The sequence below is a fragment of the Halostella salina genome, from assembly GCF_003675855.1.
Taxonomy (GTDB): Archaea; Halobacteriota; Halobacteria; order Halobacteriales; family Natronoarchaeaceae; genus Halostella; species Halostella salina.
The window spans coordinates 220,972-238,496 of sequence record NZ_RCIH01000007.1 but is presented as its reverse complement, the minus strand read 5'-3'; the positions used below and the strand labels follow the sequence as shown (position 1 = coordinate 238,496).

20 protein-coding genes are annotated in these 17,525 nt (G+C 72.4%); 12 read left to right on the top strand and 8 right to left on the bottom strand.

Features of this window, described 5'->3' with window-relative positions; translation table 11 throughout:
* Positions 1-3: 3 nt before the first annotated feature.
* On the bottom strand, positions 4-558 hold the full coding sequence (locus D8896_RS14985; RefSeq protein ID WP_121822922.1) for a metal-dependent hydrolase: 555 nt from the start codon (positions 556-558) through the stop codon (positions 4-6).
* 115 nt (positions 559-673) lie between these two features.
* On the opposite strand from D8896_RS14985, the gene D8896_RS14980 reads away from it, so the two are divergent.
* Both D8896_RS14980 and D8896_RS14975 read left to right on the top strand, forming a co-directional pair.
* The gene (locus D8896_RS14980; RefSeq protein ID WP_121822921.1) at positions 674-979 is read left to right on the top strand and encodes a MazG nucleotide pyrophosphohydrolase domain-containing protein; all 306 of its coding nucleotides are present in this window, start codon (positions 674-676) and stop codon (positions 977-979) included.
* A gap of 74 nt (positions 980-1,053) precedes the next feature.
* On the top strand, positions 1,054-1,296 hold the full coding sequence (locus tag D8896_RS14975; protein WP_121822920.1) for a glutathione S-transferase N-terminal domain-containing protein: 243 nt from the start codon (positions 1,054-1,056) through the stop codon (positions 1,294-1,296).
* Between the two features lie 25 nt (positions 1,297-1,321).
* Here the strand turns inward: D8896_RS14975 and D8896_RS14970 are convergent, their stop codons facing one another.
* Entirely contained in the window at positions 1,322-2,383 is a 1,062-nt protein-coding gene (locus tag D8896_RS14970; protein ID WP_121822919.1) for a zinc-dependent alcohol dehydrogenase family protein, read from the bottom strand.
* Between the two features lie 148 nt (positions 2,384-2,531).
* On the opposite strand from D8896_RS14970, the gene D8896_RS14965 reads away from it, so the two are divergent.
* Positions 2,532-4,340, top strand: coding sequence for a MutS-related protein (locus tag D8896_RS14965; RefSeq protein WP_121822918.1), 1,809 nt, complete (start codon positions 2,532-2,534; stop codon positions 4,338-4,340).
* Between the two features lie 14 nt (positions 4,341-4,354).
* Here the strand turns inward: D8896_RS14965 and D8896_RS14960 are convergent, their stop codons facing one another.
* Positions 4,355-4,597: a DUF4175 domain-containing protein gene (locus tag D8896_RS14960; protein ID WP_162991589.1), complete on the bottom strand. Its 243-nt coding sequence runs from the start codon at positions 4,595-4,597 to the stop codon at positions 4,355-4,357.
* 246 nt (positions 4,598-4,843) lie between these two features.
* Here D8896_RS14960 and D8896_RS14955 point away from each other — a divergent pair, with 246 nt between their 5' ends.
* Together D8896_RS14955 and D8896_RS14950 are read left to right on the top strand one after the other, a co-directional pair.
* Complete coding sequence (locus D8896_RS14955; protein WP_240452044.1) at positions 4,844-5,623, top strand: MOSC domain-containing protein; 780 nt, start codon at positions 4,844-4,846, stop codon at positions 5,621-5,623.
* Between the two features lie 67 nt (positions 5,624-5,690).
* On the top strand, positions 5,691-6,101 hold the full coding sequence (locus D8896_RS14950; RefSeq protein ID WP_121822915.1) for a hypothetical protein: 411 nt from the start codon (positions 5,691-5,693) through the stop codon (positions 6,099-6,101).
* 24 nt (positions 6,102-6,125) lie between these two features.
* Here D8896_RS14950 and D8896_RS14945 read toward each other — a convergent pair whose 3' ends face one another.
* The 3 genes from D8896_RS14945 to mutL all read right to left on the bottom strand — a co-directional run bounded on the left by D8896_RS14945 (position 6,126) and on the right by mutL (position 10,898).
* Positions 6,126-7,526, bottom strand: a complete 1,401-nt coding sequence (locus D8896_RS14945; protein WP_121822914.1) for a dihydrolipoyl dehydrogenase family protein — start codon at positions 7,524-7,526, stop codon at positions 6,126-6,128.
* Positions 7,527-7,616: 90 nt separating this feature from the next.
* Positions 7,617-8,570: a bifunctional 2-dehydro-3-deoxygluconokinase/2-dehydro-3-deoxygalactonokinase gene (gene kdgK1, locus D8896_RS14940; RefSeq protein ID WP_121822913.1), complete on the bottom strand. Its 954-nt coding sequence runs from the start codon at positions 8,568-8,570 to the stop codon at positions 7,617-7,619.
* A gap of 102 nt (positions 8,571-8,672) precedes the next feature.
* Positions 8,673-10,898: a DNA mismatch repair endonuclease MutL gene (gene mutL, locus D8896_RS14935; RefSeq protein WP_121822912.1), complete on the bottom strand. Its 2,226-nt coding sequence runs from the start codon at positions 10,896-10,898 to the stop codon at positions 8,673-8,675.
* 152 nt (positions 10,899-11,050) lie between these two features.
* On the opposite strand from mutL, the gene D8896_RS14930 reads away from it, so the two are divergent.
* Entirely contained in the window at positions 11,051-11,515 is a 465-nt protein-coding gene (locus tag D8896_RS14930; protein WP_121822911.1) for a nucleoside deaminase, read from the top strand.
* Positions 11,516-11,539: 24 nt separating this feature from the next.
* On the opposite strand, the gene D8896_RS14925 is transcribed toward D8896_RS14930, so the two are convergent.
* Positions 11,540-11,764 (bottom strand): hypothetical protein, encoded by a 225-nt coding sequence (locus tag D8896_RS14925; RefSeq protein ID WP_121822910.1) that lies wholly within the window; start codon positions 11,762-11,764, stop codon positions 11,540-11,542.
* Between the two features lie 90 nt (positions 11,765-11,854).
* Here D8896_RS14925 and D8896_RS14920 point away from each other — a divergent pair, with 90 nt between their 5' ends.
* Positions 11,855-12,892 carry an NAD(P)/FAD-dependent oxidoreductase gene (locus tag D8896_RS14920; protein ID WP_121822909.1) on the top strand — a complete coding sequence of 346 codons (1,038 nt, stop codon included), beginning with the start codon at positions 11,855-11,857 and terminating at the stop codon, positions 12,890-12,892.
* A gap of 12 nt (positions 12,893-12,904) precedes the next feature.
* On the opposite strand, the gene D8896_RS14915 is transcribed toward D8896_RS14920, so the two are convergent.
* Positions 12,905-13,585 carry a DUF502 domain-containing protein gene (locus D8896_RS14915; protein ID WP_121822908.1) on the bottom strand — a complete coding sequence of 227 codons (681 nt, stop codon included), beginning with the start codon at positions 13,583-13,585 and terminating at the stop codon, positions 12,905-12,907.
* A 134-nt stretch (positions 13,586-13,719) separates the two neighbouring features.
* On the opposite strand from D8896_RS14915, the gene D8896_RS14910 reads away from it, so the two are divergent.
* The 5 genes from D8896_RS14910 to D8896_RS14890 are packed head-to-tail and all read left to right on the top strand — an operon-like array spanning position 13,720 to position 17,463.
* Positions 13,720-14,076, top strand: coding sequence for a hypothetical protein (locus D8896_RS14910; RefSeq protein ID WP_121822907.1), 357 nt, complete (start codon positions 13,720-13,722; stop codon positions 14,074-14,076).
* 40 nt (positions 14,077-14,116) lie between these two features.
* Entirely contained in the window at positions 14,117-14,869 is a 753-nt protein-coding gene (locus D8896_RS14905) for a DUF4129 domain-containing protein (protein WP_121822906.1), read from the top strand.
* Positions 14,853-15,470 carry a DUF7269 family protein gene (locus tag D8896_RS14900; protein WP_121822905.1) on the top strand — a complete coding sequence of 206 codons (618 nt, stop codon included), beginning with the start codon at positions 14,853-14,855 and terminating at the stop codon, positions 15,468-15,470. The genes D8896_RS14905 and D8896_RS14900 overlap by 17 nt, the downstream gene beginning before the upstream one ends.
* Positions 15,467-16,747 (top strand): DUF58 domain-containing protein, encoded by a 1,281-nt coding sequence (locus tag D8896_RS14895; protein WP_121822904.1) that lies wholly within the window; start codon positions 15,467-15,469, stop codon positions 16,745-16,747. Before D8896_RS14900 ends, D8896_RS14895 begins: the two co-directional genes overlap by 4 nt.
* A complete protein-coding gene (locus D8896_RS14890; RefSeq protein ID WP_121822903.1) occupies positions 16,744-17,463 on the top strand; it encodes a DUF7519 family protein in 720 nt (239 codons plus the stop codon). The genes D8896_RS14895 and D8896_RS14890 overlap by 4 nt, the downstream gene beginning before the upstream one ends.
* Positions 17,464-17,525: the final 62 nt, after the last annotated feature.

Sequence of the window (17,525 nt, the reverse complement as noted above, 5' to 3'; positions counted from 1 at the left end):
CGATCACTCCATCCACTCGGGCGCGTACTCGACGATCCGCTTGCGGACGACCGTGTACACGAGCGACGTGGCGAGCGCGGCGATGACGGCGGTCCGGACGGTCCCGTCGAAGGTGAGCAGCGCCGGCACGGCGACGACCGCGCCGAGCACGAAGTCCTCGGGCGAGCCGTCGTAGCGGATCCACTGCCGGGGACGGACCCAGGTCCCGGTCGGGTGGACGTACACGGCGCGCTCGGAGGTCCCCTCCCACGGCTTCAGTTCGAGTCCGCCACCGACCGCGTCACTGACGGAGTGGATCGCCGCCGAGACGAGAAACAGCGCGACGGCGACCGTGAGGGGGTCGGGCGCGGCGACCGCGATCCCCACTGTGGGCACGGCGAGCAGGCTGTAGTACACCGGAAAGTGGAGCGTCTTTCGGTGTGCACTGACGATGTCGAGGTCGGGGAAAACGCCGCCCGCGGCACCGCCGACCGCCGCGGGAACCGCGAGTTCGGGCGCGACCGCGACGACGGCGCTCGCCAGCGCGAGGCCGGCGAACGCGTGGGTCGTCACCATCATGTTGCCGTTCGTAGGGGCAGGACGGGCAAAACGCTGTCCGTCGCGGATCGCGGCCGGGCGACCGCCTCGGCACGGACTCGAAACGCTTTCGTCGCCCGGCCGAGGGGGGCCACGCATGGACGCACAGCGACGCGTCGCGGCGTTCGTAGAGCGGCACGACCTGCACGCCGACCCTGCCTATCGGGCGCTCGACCTCGAATCGGAGGTCGGCGAGATCGCGAAGGAACTCGCCGAGTCGACGGACTACGGTGCGTCCCCGACCGACGCCGACGTGGCGACCGACGAACTGGGCGACGCGCTGTTCGCGCTGCTGGCGCTGGCCGACTCGCTCGACGCCGACGCGGGGGCGGCGCTGGAGGAAGCGCTCGACAAGTACGAGCGGCGGATCGACGAGACCGGGACGGCGGCCTCCGGCGAGTGAGGTCGCGCGGTCGGTTCCGGTACGACCGGCCGCGGCCCCGCGCCTTTTTGCCCGTCACGCCCCAACGACCGCCCATGAGCGACATCACGCTGTACGAACTCGACGGCTGCCCGTACTGCGAGAAGGTCCACGAGCGCCTGCAGGAACTGGACATCGACTACGAGAGCGTCTGGGTCGACGGGCTCCACTCCGAGCGCGACGAGGTGGCCCGCGTCTCGAACCAGCGGTCGGTACCGGTTCTCGTCGACGAGACGTACGGCGTGACGATGGGCGAGTCCGAACGCATCCTGGAGTTCATCGAGGCGACGTACGCGTAGCGCCGCGACGACGCACTTAGCGCCCTCAGAACTCCGTCACGACGGGGATCCCGACCGTGTCGAACTCGCTCATCGCGGCGATCCGGTCGGGCACGTCGCCGAGGCCGATCGTCTCCGAAACGATCGCACCGGGGTTCAGCTTCCCGCGCTCGATCATCCGGAATATCTCGTCGTAGCTGGTCGGCGGCATGCCGAACGAGCCGAGGAAGTCGACCTCCTTCATCACCATCTCGTCGGTCGGGAGCGCGATTTCCCCGCCCTCCTCGCCGGTCGTCAGGCCGATCTGGAGGTGCTGGCCGCGGCTGCCGAGGCTGGACAGCGCGTTGCGGCAGGTCTCTGCGACGCCGAGCGCGTCGACGGCGACGGCTGCGCCGCCGCCGGCGAGCGCCTTCGTCTCGGCCCCGACGCTGTCGGCGTCGGCGGCGTTCAGCGTCTCGTCGGCCCCGAGGTCGCTCGCGGCGTCGAGCTTCTCGTCCTCGATGTCGACCGCGACGACGTTCGCGCCGAGCGCGTCGGCGACGTGGACCGCCGAGAGGCCGACGCCGCCGCAGCCGTGGACGGCGACCCAGTCGCCCGCCGAGAGGTCGGCGCGGTGGGCGAGGCCGTGGAACGCGGTGGCGAACCGACAGCCCAGGCCGGCCATGTCGACCGCGTCGACGCCGTCGGGAAGGCGCACGGCGTTGTAGTCGGCCGCCCGGACCGGGAACGCCTCGGCGAACGCGCCCGGCGCGACGCTCGTGAAACCCAGCGGGAGCACCGTCTCGCAGACGTTCGCGTGTCCCTGCCGGCAGTGTGGACAGGTGCCGTCGGCGAGCGTGAAGGGGACGGCCACGCGGTCGCCCTCTCGGAGCGTCTCCACGTCCTCGCCCACTTCGCTGACGACGCCCGCAGGCTCGTGGCCGAGCACCTGTCCGGGCTGGGCCTGCGCGCCGACCCACTCCCAGTCGCCCTGCCAGGCGTGCCAGTCGCTCCGGCACACCCCGCAGGCCTCGGTTTCGACGACGACCTGGTCCGGGCCGGCCTCCGGTCGCTCCACGTCCTCGACGGCGAGCGGCTCCCCGTGGTCCTGCAGCACGACGGCTCGCATACGTCCCGTGACAACACGGGGCACGAAAAAGCCACCGCCGGGATGGAGCGCCGTCCGGCGGCGTACGGTCCGTCCCGGACCGACCTCGTCCGTCCAGCCCGCACCTGCGACCGCACCGGTTAAGGTCGCCGCCCCGACACACCTTCCCATGCGACTGGAGGAGTTCTGGGGCGTCGGGCCGAAGACCCGCGAGCTGTTGACCGAGGCGCTCGGCGTCGAGGCCGCCGTCGAGGCGATCGAATCGGGGGACGTTCGGACGCTGACGGCCGCGGGGCTGAGCCGCGGCCGGGCGACGCGCATCCTGCGCCGCGCGACCGGCGAGGCCGGGATGGACACCCTGGCGACGAGCGACGCCCGCGAGGTGTACAAAGAACTGCTCGAACTGGCGCGGGCGCACGCGGTCACCCGCGACGCGGCCGACCGGATCCAGGTGCTCACGCCGACCGCGTCCCACGAGGCGCGCGTCGACCGGCTGGACGCCGTCCTCTCGGCGCGGGACGCGTGGACCGCGCTCGACGAGGCGACCCGCGACACCGTGCTCGACGCGTTCGAGTCGTACGACGAGACCGGGGGCGGCGAGCGCCCCGCCGTCGAGGCGGCGCTGGCGCTCCACGACGCGGGGGTCACGGAGGGGCCGTTCTCGCCCATCGCCGACGTGGACCCCGAGGCACTCGCCGACGCCGCCGACGCGCTGGCGGCGCTTGACGACGGCCGGGTCCGCGAGGGAGCCGACGAGGAACTCGACGACCTGCGGGCGGCGCTGGCCGCGGCCGAATCGCTGTCGGCCGACGCCGTCGGCGTCGTCGACACTGTCCAGGACGACGGCGTGCGCGGCACCGACGCGTTCCGGCAGTCGTTCCTCGACCACGTCACGGACGAGACCGGGGTGACGGTCGATCGCGTGCGCGACGCGATGCCGGCCGACGCGGCGGACGCGACCGACTTCGTCGCCCGCACGCTCCGGGAGCTGACGGACGACCTGCGGACGGCGGTCGACGAGCGCGAGCACGCGGTGGCCCGCGACCTGCGCGGCGAGGTGGCGGCGGCCCGCGAGGACGTGGACGTGGCGGTCGAGGCGGTCGACGACATCGCCTTCCACCTCTCGCTGGCGCGCTTCGCGGCGGCGCACGACCTGACGCGGCCGACGTTCGTCGACGACGGCGTCGCGGTCGTCGGCGCGCGGAACCTGACGCTCGCGGCGAACGGCGAGGACGTACAGCCCGTCACCTACGCGCTGGGCGAGCACGGCGTGACGGCGGCCGACGTGACGCCCGCCTCGCGGCGCGCCGGGGGGCCGTCTGACGCCGAGGTCGGCGTCCCCGGCGACGAACGGATCTCGGTGCTGACCGGGGCCAACAGCGGCGGGAAGACGACGCTGCTCGAAACCGTCTGTCAGGTGGTCCTGCTCGCCGCGATGGGCCTGCCGGTGCCGGCCGAGCGCGCCGAGGTGGCGACGTTCGACGCGGTCGTGTTCCACCGGCGGCACGCCAGCTTCAACGCGGGCGTGCTGGAGTCGACGCTGCGCTCCATCGTCCCGCCGTTGACCGAATCGGACCGGACGCTGACGCTGGTCGACGAGTTCGAGGCGATCACCGAACCGGGCAGCGCGGCCGACCTGCTGCACGGGCTGGTCAGGCTGGCGGTCGACGAGGGGGCGCTCGGCACGTTCGTCACGCACCTCGCGGACGATCTGGAGCCGCTGCCGGAAGCGGCCCGGACTGACGGCATCTTCGCGGAGGGGCTGACGCCCGACCTCGAACTGGAGGTCGACTACCAGCCGCGCTTCGGCACGGTCGGGCGCTCCACGCCGGAGTTCATCGTCTCCCGGCTGGTCGCGGACTCGTCGGACCGCGCCGAGCGCGCCGGCTTCGAGACGCTGGCGGAGGCAGTCGGCCACGAGACGGTCCAGCGGACGCTCGCGGAGGCGTGGGAGGAACGGTCGGCAGGTGGCGGGTAGGAGGAGCCGTCAGTTCAGCGCTTGTACATCCGCAGGCGCCCGCGCTCGGGCTCGGGGCGCTCGGTGCTGGCGGTGAACTTCCGCGTGCCCCAGAGGAACGTGACCAGTCCGACGACGATCCACGCCGCTGCACCGATGAGATGTACCCTCGGCGGGAGCGTCCCGCCGGTCAACGGCCCGCGGGCGACGTACCCCGCGGCCACAAGCGTTATTACCAACCCTGCGATGCCGATGAAGCCGGTGATGCCTTTTCCCATAGTGATCTGCCCCCCGCGGCGGTGTTCCGCCGCATGAGTTCGTTTCTACCTGTATATCTTATTACTCATAAAACTACTGCAAATTGTGTGGTAGACGGAAAAATAAAATTTCCTAAATAAGTCTGATGGCCGAGACGCCGGGCCGAACGCGAGGTATGTAATAAAAAGGCTCCACCAATGGCCCTCACACGGCAGATACCGCCCGGATCCGCCAGCCTTGTGTTGGCGGTCCGCGTACACTGGTCCGTGTCACAGCCGACGGTCGAACGCATCCGAACCTATCCGATCAAGTCCCTCGACGGCGTCGACCGCGACCGTGCCGAGTTGCTTCCCGGCGGCGCGCTCGACGGCGACCGGGAGTACGCCGTCGTCGACGCCGACGGCGAGTACGTCAACGGGAAGCGGACCGCCGCCGTCCACCGTCTGGACGCGACCGTCGACCGCAGGACGGGGACGGTGCGGATCGGTCGCCGCACGGACGATGAACGCCGCGAGTTCGACCTCTCCGACCGCGGGCCGCTGGCGGCGTGGCTCTCGGACTACTTCGGCGAGGACGTGCGGGTGGTCCGCGACGAGCGCGGGATGCCCGACGACACCGACGCCCGCGGCCCGACAGTGATCAGCACGGGCACGCTCCGCGAAGTCGCGTCGTGGTTCCCGGACGTGACCGTCGACGGCGTCCGCCGTCGGTTCCGTGCCTCGATCGAAGTCGGGGGCGTCCCGGCGTTCTGGGAGGACCGGCTGTACGCCGCCGACGGCTCCCGGGAGTTCGAGGTCGGGGGCGTCCGCTTTCTCGGCGACGGTCCCTGCAACCGCTGTGTCGTCCCGACGCGGGACCCCGACACCGGCGAGCCGACCGACGGGTTCCGGGCGACGTTCCTCCGGAAACGCGAGGCCACGCTGCCCGAGTGGGTACCGGCGGAGCGGTTCGACCACTTCTACAAGCTGATGGTCAACACCCGGGTCCCCGAGTCGGGGTGGGGCGAGTCGGTCGCCGTCGGTGACCCGGTTCGCCTGCTCGACTAACGCCGGCGACATGATGCTCAGCTCACAGTTGCCTAGACCTTCCCGTATCGAGTCCCTACTCGGAGCCATGATAGAGGAAGAAACCGACACGGTCGACGACGTGGGGGAGGCGACCATCGTGTACGAGGGGCCGGACGGCGACACCGTCGAACGGACGGTCGACAACGACCACGTCGCCTACTTCCAGGACCACTGGATCGTCAAGGTCGACGAGGACGACGAGGCGGCCGACGACGACGCCGGCCCGTCCCGGTCGGACCGCGACACGGTCCGGCGGATTCCGTCCCACCGGGTGTACTACGTCGAGCGGTCCGTCGAGGAGTTCGAGAAGGAGGTCCAGACGCTCAAGGACCAGGTCCAGTCGATCACCGAGGACCTCCGCTCGCGGTTCCTCGGCGGCGAGGACGACGGACGGAGCGAGCGCGAACCGCAGCGTATCGAGGTCGAGCGCGAGGAGTCCGGTTCGGAGTCGCGCTGACGGCGACAGCCGAGGCGGTCCGGACTACTCCCCGACCTGTTCGGCGGCGTCGCGCACCAGCCCGTCGATGATCTCCGGCGTCGTGGGGTGGTAGGCGCGGTCGGGGATCTCGCGCACGTCCAGTTCCATCTCGACGGCGAGTTGCATCGTCTTCGCCATGACGTCGGCGTGGTAGTGGAGCCCCTGATAGCCGAGGACGGTCCCGTCGTCGGGGTCGACGACGAGCGTCGCCCGGCCCTCGGGCACGTCCTTGCTCTTGAACACGCCGTCGTCGCTGGCCGCCCGCGTGACGGCGACGTGGTCGATACCCCGGCGCTCGGCGGCCCCGGCGGAGTGGCCGACGCGGACGTACGGGTACACCCCAAGCCCGGAGAAGATGACGTGGTGGTGGACGTTCTCGTAGGGGGTTAGCTCCTCGCCGCGGGCGTGAGCGAGGAGGTTCTCCGCGGCCTGAAACCCCTGCTCCTTGGCGACGTGGAGGATCGGCTCGTGGCCGTTCACGTCGCCGACGACGAACGTGCGCTCGTCGTCGCGCGCCTGCATCGTGTCGGCCACCCAGCCGGACTCCGGGTCCAGCGCCGTGTTCTCCAGCCCCAGCCCGTCGAGGTTGGGTCGCCGGCCGGTGAACAGGAAGAGCTCGTCGGCCTCGACGGCCTCTCGCTCGCCGTCGCGGTCGACGTGCAGGCGGACGCCGCCGTCGTCGGTCGGTTGGAGCCGATCCTCGTACGTCTCGGTGAGTATCTCGACGTCCCAGTTCTCCTCGTAGATGTCGAGCAGTTCGTCGCCGTACTCGGGGTCGGCCTCGTCGATGGGGCGCTCGTCGTGTTCGATCACGGTCAGCTCCGTCCCGGCCTCCGCGAGGTACGGGACGAGTTCGAGGCCGACGTAGCCAAAGCCCATGACGACGCCGCTGTCGGGCAGGCTCGTCGCGTCGAGCACGTCCGCGCTGGTCATGTAGTCCACCTCGTCGATCCCCTCGATGTCGGGGACGTTGACGGTCGACCCCGTCGCGATCACGACGTAGTCAGCCTCGACGGTGTGGTTGCCGACGGCGATCGTGTGGTCGTCGACGAACCGCGCCGTCTCACGGAGGAAGGTCACGTCGTCGCGCTCGGCCAGGTCGTGGACCGCCGCCCGACGGTGTTCGGCGAAGCCGAGCACGTGGTCGTTTTTCGTCTCGACGACGCGCTCCAGGTCGACGTCGGGGAGGTCGCCGACCAGCCGGTGGTCGTGGCGGGCCTGAAAGCGGTGTGCGCCCGCCGAGATGACTTCCTTGGACGGCATACAGCCCCGGAGAATGCAGAGCCCGCCGCCGGGGTCGCCGTCGTCGATCAGCGTCAGTTCGACGTCGGGGTCGTCGGCGAGTTCCCCGGCGACGGCGACGCCAGCGCTGCCGTAGGCTCCGATAATGGCGACGTGTGGCATACGAACCGGTCCGTCGCCCGGCGGCTTATCGGTTCGGGGGGCCGTGCGCCGGACGGACACGACCGGAGAGAACGACGGAGGCGACCCGGCTTACCGCGATATCTGGTTGAGTTCGTCGCCGATGACTGCCTCGACTTCCGTTTTCGTCACGGCGGCCACGTCGCCCGGGATGGTGCGTTTGAGCGACGCGGTCGCGGCCGCGTACTTGAGCGCCTGCGGTACGTCGTCGCCGGAGAGCCGCCGGCCGAGGAACCCGCCGACGAAGGCGTCGCCCGTGCCGATGGCGTCGACGGTGTCGGCCTCGTACGCGTTCTGGTCGTGGACCACGTTGTCGTGCCAGGCGACGGAGCCGTGCTCGCCCTGTGTGACGAGCACGGTCTGGAACTCGTACTTCGAGGCGAGGTGGTGGGCCAGTTCGGAGGCGCTGCCCTCGTAATCGAGCACGCGCTCGGCGTCCCGAAGCGGGATCACGAGCACGTCGACCAGCTGGAACAGCTTGGTCACCGTCTGTCGGGCCGCCTCGGTCGACCAGAGCTTCGACCGGTAGTTCAGGTCGAACGCCGTCGTCGTCCCCGCTTTCTTGGCGACCTGGAGGAGGTTCGCCGTCGTGTCGCGCAGGGTGTCCGACAGCGCGGGCGTGATCCCGCTCGTGTAGAACGCCCGGGCGTCCCGGACGACGCTCAGGTCGAACTCCTCGGCCGAGGCGGTCGTGACCGCCGCGTTCTCGCGGTCGTAGATGACGTTCGTGCCGCGGGGCTGGCCGCCGTGTTCGAGGTAGTACGTCCCCTGCCGGCCGTCCTCGGACCAGACGACTTCCGTGTCGATGCCGTAGCCGCGCAGGCCGTTGTCGACGCGCCGGCCCAGCGGCGAGTCGGGGAGCTTCGACATCCACGTCGACACCGCACCGAGGCGCTCGGCCGCGACGGCGACGTTGCTCTCCGCGCCGGCGGCGCGGAACTCCAGTTCGTCCGTCGTCTCCAGCCGTTCGTTGCCGGGCGGCGAGAGCCGGAGCATCGTCTCGCCGAAGGTGACGAGGTCGCTCATGGCCACACCCCGAGCGTCCGGTGGATGTCGGCTCGCTGGCGTTCAGTCGGGTGGTTCATACGCCCGCAAACGAGCGGGTCCGGTATAAGTTCCCCCGATCGATCAGTCCGCTCGCCGCCCGCCGTGGCCCGGATAGTCCCGCTCGAACCGGTCGCCGAGTTCCTCCGCGTCGAGTTCGATCACGACGGGCCGGCCGTGCGGGCAGGCGTAGGGGTTCTCGCAGTCGTCGAGCGCCGCCAGCAGGTCCGTCACCGCGCCCTCCGTGAGCGACGTGTTGCCCGTCACCGAGGGGTAGCAGGCCAGGTCGGCGATGAACTCGTCGGCCAGCGACTCCACCGTCTCGCGACCCGACGCGTCCTCGGCCGTCTCGACGAACGACGCGAGCACGTCGCGCAGGCGCTCGGGGTCCAGCGTCTCGTCGAACACCGCCGGAACCGTGGTCACCTCGACGCTCCGGTCGTCCGTCCGCTCCGCGTAGAAGCCGAGGCTCGCGAGCGCGTCGGCGTAGTCATCGAACAGCGCCGCCTCCCCCGCGGTCAGTTCGACTTCGACCGGCTCGGCCAGCGACTGGGCGGTCGTGTCGCCGGCGAACGCCTCGCGGAGGCGCTCGTAGTTCACCCGCTCGTCGGCCGCGTGCTGGTCGACCAGCGCCAGCCCCGCGTCCGTCTCGGCGACGACGTACGTGTCCCGGAACTGCCCGAGCACGCGCATCGACGGCAGGCTGTCGTACTCGCGGGTCCGGTCGACCGTGCCGCCCGTCAGGGTCTGCTGTTCGGTCGGGCCGTCGAACTTGTCGGCAGCGTCGGGCTCGAACGCCGCGCTGTCCGTCTCTTCGGCGGCGTCGGACGGGTCGGCGCTCGTGTCGTCGGCGGTGCCGTCTGGATCGCTCGGTTCCGCCGCACCGTGGGCCGGCGACGGGTCGGTTCCGGCGGTCGACTCGCCCGCGACGCCCGGATCCGCCGGATCGTCCGTGCTCCCGGCCGGGTCGGCTCCCACGTCTCCGCCGTCGGCGGTCTCGGTCGCGCCTTCGCCCGATCCGGGGCTGGCGGGCGTTGCCGTTTCGGGGGTAGTGGGTGTGTCTTCGTTCGTGGCCGTCTCGGGGGAGGTGGCCGTGTTGGCGGCCGTCGCCGGCGTGGACGTGGTGGCCGCGCCCTCGCCAGCGTCGCCGGCCGACTGCTCCGAGGCAGACCCGGATCGGCTGGCGGTATCGCCGTTGTCGTCGGCCGCCGTGTCGCCGTCAACCGTGCTGTCCTCGGACCGCACCGTCGCCTCGTCCGGCGCGGAGCGGCCGCGTGGCGCGCCGGAGCGCACGAGTCCGTGGTCCAGCAGCGCGTCCTCGACGGCGGTCTCGACCTGCCGGCGCAGGCCGGCCTCGTCGTCGAAGCGCGCCTCCATCTTTCGGGGGTGAACGTTCACGTCGACCGACTCGGGCGGCACGTCGAGGAACAGCACGACGAAGGGGTAGCGGTCCGCCGCCAGCTGGCCGCCGTACGCCTCCAGTACGGCCTCGCGGACGGCGTCGGCGGTCACGTAGCGGCCGTTGATGAACGTGGAGACGTACTCCCGGCCCGAGCGGTTCGTCTCGGGGTGGCTGACGTAGCCGGAGACGCCCGACAGGGGGCCGGTTGGGAGGTCGTCGCCCGGCACCTCGATCATCGCCTCGGCGACCTCGCGGCCGTACACCGAGAGGACGGCCGAGCGGAGGTCGCCCTGCCCGGTCGTCGAGAACGTCTCGCGGCCGTCGTGGGTCAGCGACACGGCCACGTCCGGGTTCGCCAGCGCGTACCGCGTGACGACGCGGTTGACGTGGGCGAACTCCGTCGCCTCGGTCTTGAGGTACTTCCGCCGGGCGGGCGTGTTGTAGAACAGGTCGTCGACTTCGACGGTCGTTCCGGGCGGCCGGCCGGCGGGCGAGACGTCGACCACCTCGCCGCCCTCGTAGCGCAGTTCGGTCGCCGCGCCGTCACCGTCGCGGGCCTTCGTGGTGATCGTCAGCCGTGAGACCGCGCCGATGGTGTGGAGCGCCTCGCCGCGGAAGCCGAGCGTCGTCAGGCCCGACTCCAGATCGTCCAGCCCGTCGATCTTGCTGGTCGTGTGTTCCCGGACCGCCGCCCGTACGTCGGCCTCGCTCATCCCGACGCCGTCGTCGCTGACGACGATGCCGTCGATCCCGCCGCGCTCAACCTCGACGTCGACCCGGGAGGCGTCCGCGTCGAGGCTGTTCTCGACCAGTTCCTTCACCGCGCTGGCGGGGCGCTCGACCACCTCGCCGGCGGCGATCCGCTGGACCGTCGACTCGTCGAGTTCGCGGATCTCCGTGTCGCTCACGGCCGATCCGCCTCCGGTCGGTCGTTCGAGAGGTTCATTGGCTGAGGATCCGACCGGCGGCACTTGAACGTGCGGGACGGCGGCCGCGGTCCGGGACGTCGTCGGCCGTCCCCGGCGGAGGAACTACGTGGCGGCGGCCCGAGGAACGGGACATGTCGACCCCGAACTTCGACGACTTCGACCACGAGTCGCACATGAACAGGGCGCTCGACCTCGCCCGCGAGTCGGTCGAGCGCGGCGACCGACCGTTCGGCAGCGTGCTCGTCCGCGACGACGAGGTCGTCATGGCCGAGACGAACCGCGTGAACACCGAGGACGACATCCGCGAGCACCCCGAACTCAGGCTCGTCGCCCGGGCGTTCCGGGAACTGGAGCCGGACGAGCGCGCCGAGACGGTGATGTACACGAGCACGGAGCCGTGTCCGATGTGTGCCGGCGGGATGACCCACGCCGGGTTCGGCCGGGTCGTCTACAGCGTCGGGCACGACGAGATCACGGGGTTCACCGGCGGCGAGCCGCTGATCGGGTCGGCGGCGATCCTCGACGGGATCACCGAGGTCGTCGGGCCCGTGCTGAACGACGAGGGGCGTGCGATCCACCGCGAGTTCGGCTGGTAGCGCGGGCGTCGGCGACGCGTCAGTTCACCCCCGCCACCGCTGGACGGCGACGGTCATCGTGGCGAACGTCGTGCCGAAGACGACACCGAGGACCAGCGCGCTGTGTGGCGACTCGTCGCTCAGTGCGACCTCCGCGGCCGCGTACGTCCCGCCGGGGACGAGCGCGAGCAGCAGCCACCAGGCGACGACGTGGTCGCGCAGCCATCGGTCCGCGTCGGCGTACGCCGATCGGAGGTCGGAGGGCAGCATGGGCCGAGTGACGTACGTCACGAGGAAAACGTTTCCTCCGGTGCCGCGCGCGACCGGTGCATCTTTGCCGGAATCGCCCCTAGCCCGGGTATGCCACGCGTTGGTGTCGTCGGCGCTGGAGCGGCCGCCGCCGCGGCGACGCACGTCGTCGACGCGACAGTCCCCGACGCCGAGGTGACCGTGCTGGAGAAGTCCGGCGGCCTCTGCGGTCGCGCGGCCACGCGCCGCCGGGGCGACGTGACCTACGACTACGGCGCGAACTACGTGAAGGACGAGGACGAGCGCGTCGTGGACCTGCTGACCGAAACGATCGACGCCGACGGCCTCGTGGACGTGCCCGAACCGGTGTGGACGTTCGACGCCGACGGCGCGGTGAGCGAGGGCCGCGACGACGACGAGCGCAAGTGGACCTATCGCGCGGGGCTGACGCAGGTCGCGAAGCGGCTGTTCGGCGCGACGGACGCGACGGTCCACCGCCGGACGCGCGTTGAGCGGGTCGTCCACGACGGCGACGACTGGCGGCTGGTCGACGCGGATGGCGACGAGTGGGGGCCGTTCGACGCGCTGGTGCTGAACCCGCCGGCACCGCAGACCGCGGAACTGCTCCGGGACGCCGACTGGGACAGCCCCGTCCGCGAGCGGCTCGCCGACGCCGCAGCGGCAGTCGACTACCGGACGATCTGGACAGCCGTTCTGGGCTACCCGTTCGCACTCGACCGGCCGTACTACGCGCTGGTCAACCCGGGCAAGGACCACGAGGTGGGCTGGATCGCCCGCGAGGAGTGCAAGCCCGGCCACGTCCCCGACGGCGAGTCGGTGCTGGTCGTGCAGGCGAACCACGACTGGTCGGTCGCGCGCTACGACGACCCGCCCGCGGAAAACGTGGCGGACCTGGCGGCGATGGCGGCCGACGTGCTGGGCGACGAGCGCCTCGCCGACCCGGACTGGACCGACCACCAGGGGTGGCGCTACGCGCTGCCCGAGTCGGGCGTCCGCCCCGGCCCGGTCGACGACGCCGAGGCCTGCGACCTCTTCGTCGTCGGCGACTGGGTCGCCGGCGAGGGGCGGCTCCACGCGGCGCTGCGGAACGGGCTGGACACCGGGGAACGGCTGGCGTACGCGCTGTAGCCGGCGGCGGTCTCACTCGGTCCGGTCCGTCTCGGCGTCGGCGTTCGACGCCGGTTCGACCGGAACGCCCGCGGTCGCCTCCATCTCCTCGGCTTTCATCCCGGTCGTGACGACCTGTCGAAGCCCCTCGCGGACGCTCATGTCGATCTCGGTGATCTGCTCCTCGGGCACCAGCGCGAGCCGGCCGCCGGTCGGGTTCGGGCTGTTCGGGAGGAACACGTTGTACGCCCGTTCGTCGGTCGCCGTCAGGACCGGTTCGGGGCTCTCGCCCGTGACGAAGCCGAGCGCGTAGATCCCGTTCCGCGGATACTCGACGAGCACCACGCTGTCGTACCGGCTGTCCCGCTCGACGAGCGCGCTGGCGACCTGCCGGACGCTGGAGTAGATGGTGTTGACCAGCGGGACGAAGTTGACGACCCGGCCGACGTTGCCGAACACGCGGCTCCCGACCGTCCGCTGGGCGATGGAGCCGACAACCGCGATCCCGGCGACGATGAGCGCCACCGCGAGCAGCTGGGCGGCGACCCAGTCGTTGCCCGTGAACTGGGTGAGCCGCGTTCCGGCGACGATGGGGTCGACCACGACGAGACTCCAGCGGACCAGCGTGGTGATGACGTACAGCGTGACGACCAGGGGCGCGACGAGTATCAGCCCCGCGACGAAACTCCGTTTGAACGCCTCCCCGAGGTTCATGGACGACGTATCGCACGCCCGACGGAAAACACCGGGGGCGATACGTCGACCTCGGGTGCGTCGTCGGCGGGGGAATCGGCGACCCGGACCCGCCGTCGGTACTGTCATTGGCGTGGACACCGTACGCCCGGCCGATGGAGACGCTGGAACTCCCGACCGGCGAGACGGTGACGCCCGAGGACGTGTTCCTCTTCGGCGGCTACCCCTACCGGTTCCGTCCGGGCGACGACGACGCGGCGTTCTATCTCTCGCCGCTGTACTGGGGCGGCGGCGAGATGGACATCCCGTTCGACGACCGCGACCAGCTGGTCGACCAGTGGGGTGAGGACGGCCGGGCGGAAGGGCCGCTCTCCGAGTCGGAGTGGGCGGACTGGCTCGTCGAGGCCCGCGCACAGGAGCAGTTCGACGCGGACGAACTGGACGCCATCGCCCGCGAGGTCGGCGTCGACCGCGGCGGCCCGATCCGCAGGCTCCTGCGGCGGTTCCGGTAGTCCCGCGGGCTTTTTTGTCCGTCCCTCGAACCGTCCGGTGATGCCCTCCACTCGAACCGTCGCCGGGGTCGCCGTCGCCCTCGCAGTCGGGGCGGTGGCGGCCGCGGCGACCGCGGTGGACGCCTCGATCGCTCCCGCCCTCGACCCGCCGCGGTCCAATCGCGGCGGGGCCGGCGGCGGGTCGCTGTACGGCCTCCTGTTGCTGCTGTTGACCCGCGTCTTCGCCGTCTTCGGCCTTCAACTCGAACTGCGCGGCGGCGGTGCGGGCGCGCTGTCGGTCCTTCCGGTCGCCCTCCGCTGGCTCGTCGCCAATCTCCCGGCGATCCTCGGACTGCTGGCGCTTTTCGCCGTCGTCGCGCTGGCGGTGCGGTACCGCGACGGCGTCGTCGCCGCGACCCGGTCGGTGCGGTCGCGCTCCCGGCCGCCGGCCTCTGACGACGGGCGGTCGAACTGGTCGCCGGGCGAGCCGTCGAACGCTGTCGAGGCGGCCTGGGTCGAACTGGTGTCGAACGCCGACGCCGACAGCCCGGCGTCCCGGACGCCCGCCGAGTGGCGACGGGCGGGCGTCGATTCGGGACTGCCTGCGGCGGCCGTCGACCGTGCCGTGTCGCTGTTCCGCGCCGTCAGGTACGGCGGTCGCCCCGTGACTGACGAGCGCGAGGCGCGCGCCGAGACGCTCCGCCGCCGGCTGGCGGGGGACGACAATGCGGCGACGGGTCCGGCGGACGAACCGGAGATGGACTCCGACGACGAGTCGACGACACGCCCGGGGGACGATGCGGTCGAACCGTGAGGTCGACCCCGTGGCGCTCGCTCGACTGGGGCTGGTCGCCGTCGCCGCGCTGCTCGCGGCCGTAGCGGCCATCGCAGCGCTGGCCGGTCCCGCCGCGTTCGGCCGCCCGCTCGCCGACGCGTCGGACCCGAACTCGGTCGTTGCGGCGGCGTTCGCGACGGCCGGGATCACGCTCGGCGCGTTGCTGCTGACGCTGTCGTGGCTGCCGGCGCTGGAGCGCGACGAGCCGACGCACCCGCCGGAGGAAGCTACTGCGACGCCGTACCCGGGGTCGTCGCTCGACCGCGCCGCCGGCGGGCCGGGGCTCGCGCCCGGGCTGTACGGGGACGACCGCCGGGCGGTCCGCGAGCGACTCCGCGAGACGGCCGTCAGGACGACGATGGCGGCCGAAGGCTGCTCCCGCGAGGCGGCCCGGGTCGCCGTCGAGTCGGGGCGCTGGACCGACGACCGCGTCGCCGCCGCCTTCCTCGGCGACGTGGCCCCGCCGCGACATCTGCGGCCGCTGTACCGCGTCTCGTCGGCGTACGCGTTCGGCCGGGGCGTCAGCGCCGCCGTCCGCGAACTCGACCCGGAGCGGCCGTCGGCCGGTGAGTCGGCGTGACCGAGTTCCGCCGGACCGGCCGCTGGCGGCCCGCGGTCCCGGCGGCGGTGCTGCTCGTCGCGGCCGGCGTGTATCTCGGCGACGCGGGTGTGCTGCTGGCGGCCGCCATCCCAGCCGCCTACGCCGCCTACCCCCTGCTGTCCCGGCCGCCGGCCGTCTCGCTGTCGCTCGCCCGGACGGCGACGCCGGCGGCTCCCGACCACGGGGACCGGGTGACGGTCGAGGCGACGCTCACGAACGACGGCCGGTCGGTCCTGCCGGCGGTCGCGTTCGTCGACGGGGTCCCCGACCACCTCGTCGTGGTCGACGGGTCGCCGCGCGGGGCCGCCGCGCTCCGGCCGGGCGAGTCGACGACGGTCCGGTACGAGGTGGTCGCCAGGCGCGGCACGCACGCGTTCGACCCGGCCGATGTGACGGTCCGGGACGTGAGCGGCGGCCACGAGGCGACGCTGACCGTCGCCGCGGACGACGACGCGACGACCGAACTGGCGTGTCCGCCGTCGGTCCCCGAGGGCGGGGTGCCGTCGCGGGCCGGGCGCTACCCCGGGCGGGGCGACGCGGCGTCGTTCGACGCCGGCGTCGAGTTCGCCCGGGTCCGGGAGTACCGACCCGGCGACTCCCCGGGACGGATCGACTGGGGGCGCTACGCCCGCGACCGGGAACTGACGACCGTCGAGTCGCCCGCCCAGCGCGCGGCGACGCTCGTCCTCTGTCTGGACGCCCGACCGTGTGCGTACCGCTCGGCCGCGGCGGGGGAACCCCACGCCGTCGCCTACGCGGTCGATGCGGCGCGGGCCGTCGGCGAGGCCGCCATCGAGCGCGGCGACCGGGTCGGCCTCGCCGTCGTCGGGGAGTCGTTCGAGTGGATCCCCCCGTCCGGGCGACCCCTCGCGGAGCGCGGCGTCGGCGCGACGCTCGGCGAGTACGCGGCCGCCGAGCCGCCGGACCGGCCCCCGACGCCCGGTGCGCCGGGCGACTCCGCGAGCAACGATCTGCTGGCCGCGCTCCCCCGGGACGCACACGCCGTCTGGTTCGCGCCGCTAGTCGGACAGTACGTCGCGCGGACGGCCCGGCGACTGGTCGCAACCGGGCGCGACGTGACCGTCGTCAGTCCGGACGTGACAACGGCTGCGACGGCCGGCGGCCGCGTCGCGCGAGCCGAACGGGACGCCCGGATCGCGGCGCTCCGCAACGCGGGGGTCCCTGTCGCCGACTGGGACCCGGCCGAACCGCTCGCCGCGGCGTTCGCCCGCGCCGGGCTGGAGGGATCGCCGTGACGCCGTCGCCCGTCGCGTTCCGCGGTCGCCCCGCGCGGGCCGGGAGCGCGCTGTCGCTCTGCTTCGCGCTCGGGGTTGCAGCGCTCGTCGCTCCCTCCGCGCTCGGCCGGTCGGTCGTCGGCGTCGCGGCGGTCGGCGCGGCCGGCACCGTCGCCGCACCCGTTCTCGGCCGCCGCTGGCACCGGGCCGTCGGCGTCCTGTCGAGCACCGGCGGCGGCGCGGCGGTCTGTCTCGCCGTCGGTCTCGCGGCGGTACTCCCCGGGCCGCTGACCGGGCGCGCGCCGCTCGTCGCGGCGCTCGCCGGGGTGTTCGCGCTGGCGCTCGGCCTCGTCCCGGTCGTCGACCGGTGGACGGGCGGTTTCAGGGCGGCGGGTGCGACGCTGCTGGTCCTCGCGGCGGTCGCCCGGAGCGCCCTCTCGCCCGTCGGCGCGTGGCACGCGCCGGTGACGGTCGCGTTCGCAGTCCTCGCCTGGGACAGCGCCTCGACGGCGGCCATCGTCGGCGAGCGCGCGGGCGACGGCCGGGAGACGGCGCTCCGGACGGCGGTACACGCCGCGGGAAGCGTCGCCGTCGGCGCGGTCGCCGCGGGCGCGGCCGTCGCCCTGTACGGACTGCCGCCCGCGAACCTGCCGCTCCTCGCGCTGGCGGCGCTGGGCGGGGCCGCGGTGGCCGCGACGCTCGCCCTGTACTCGCTCGTACCCCCGCCGGAGCGGTGAGGGCGGGCGAACGTGGGACGGCTCCAGAACGGTCCACCGACAGCTTTATCCGATGGTGTAAA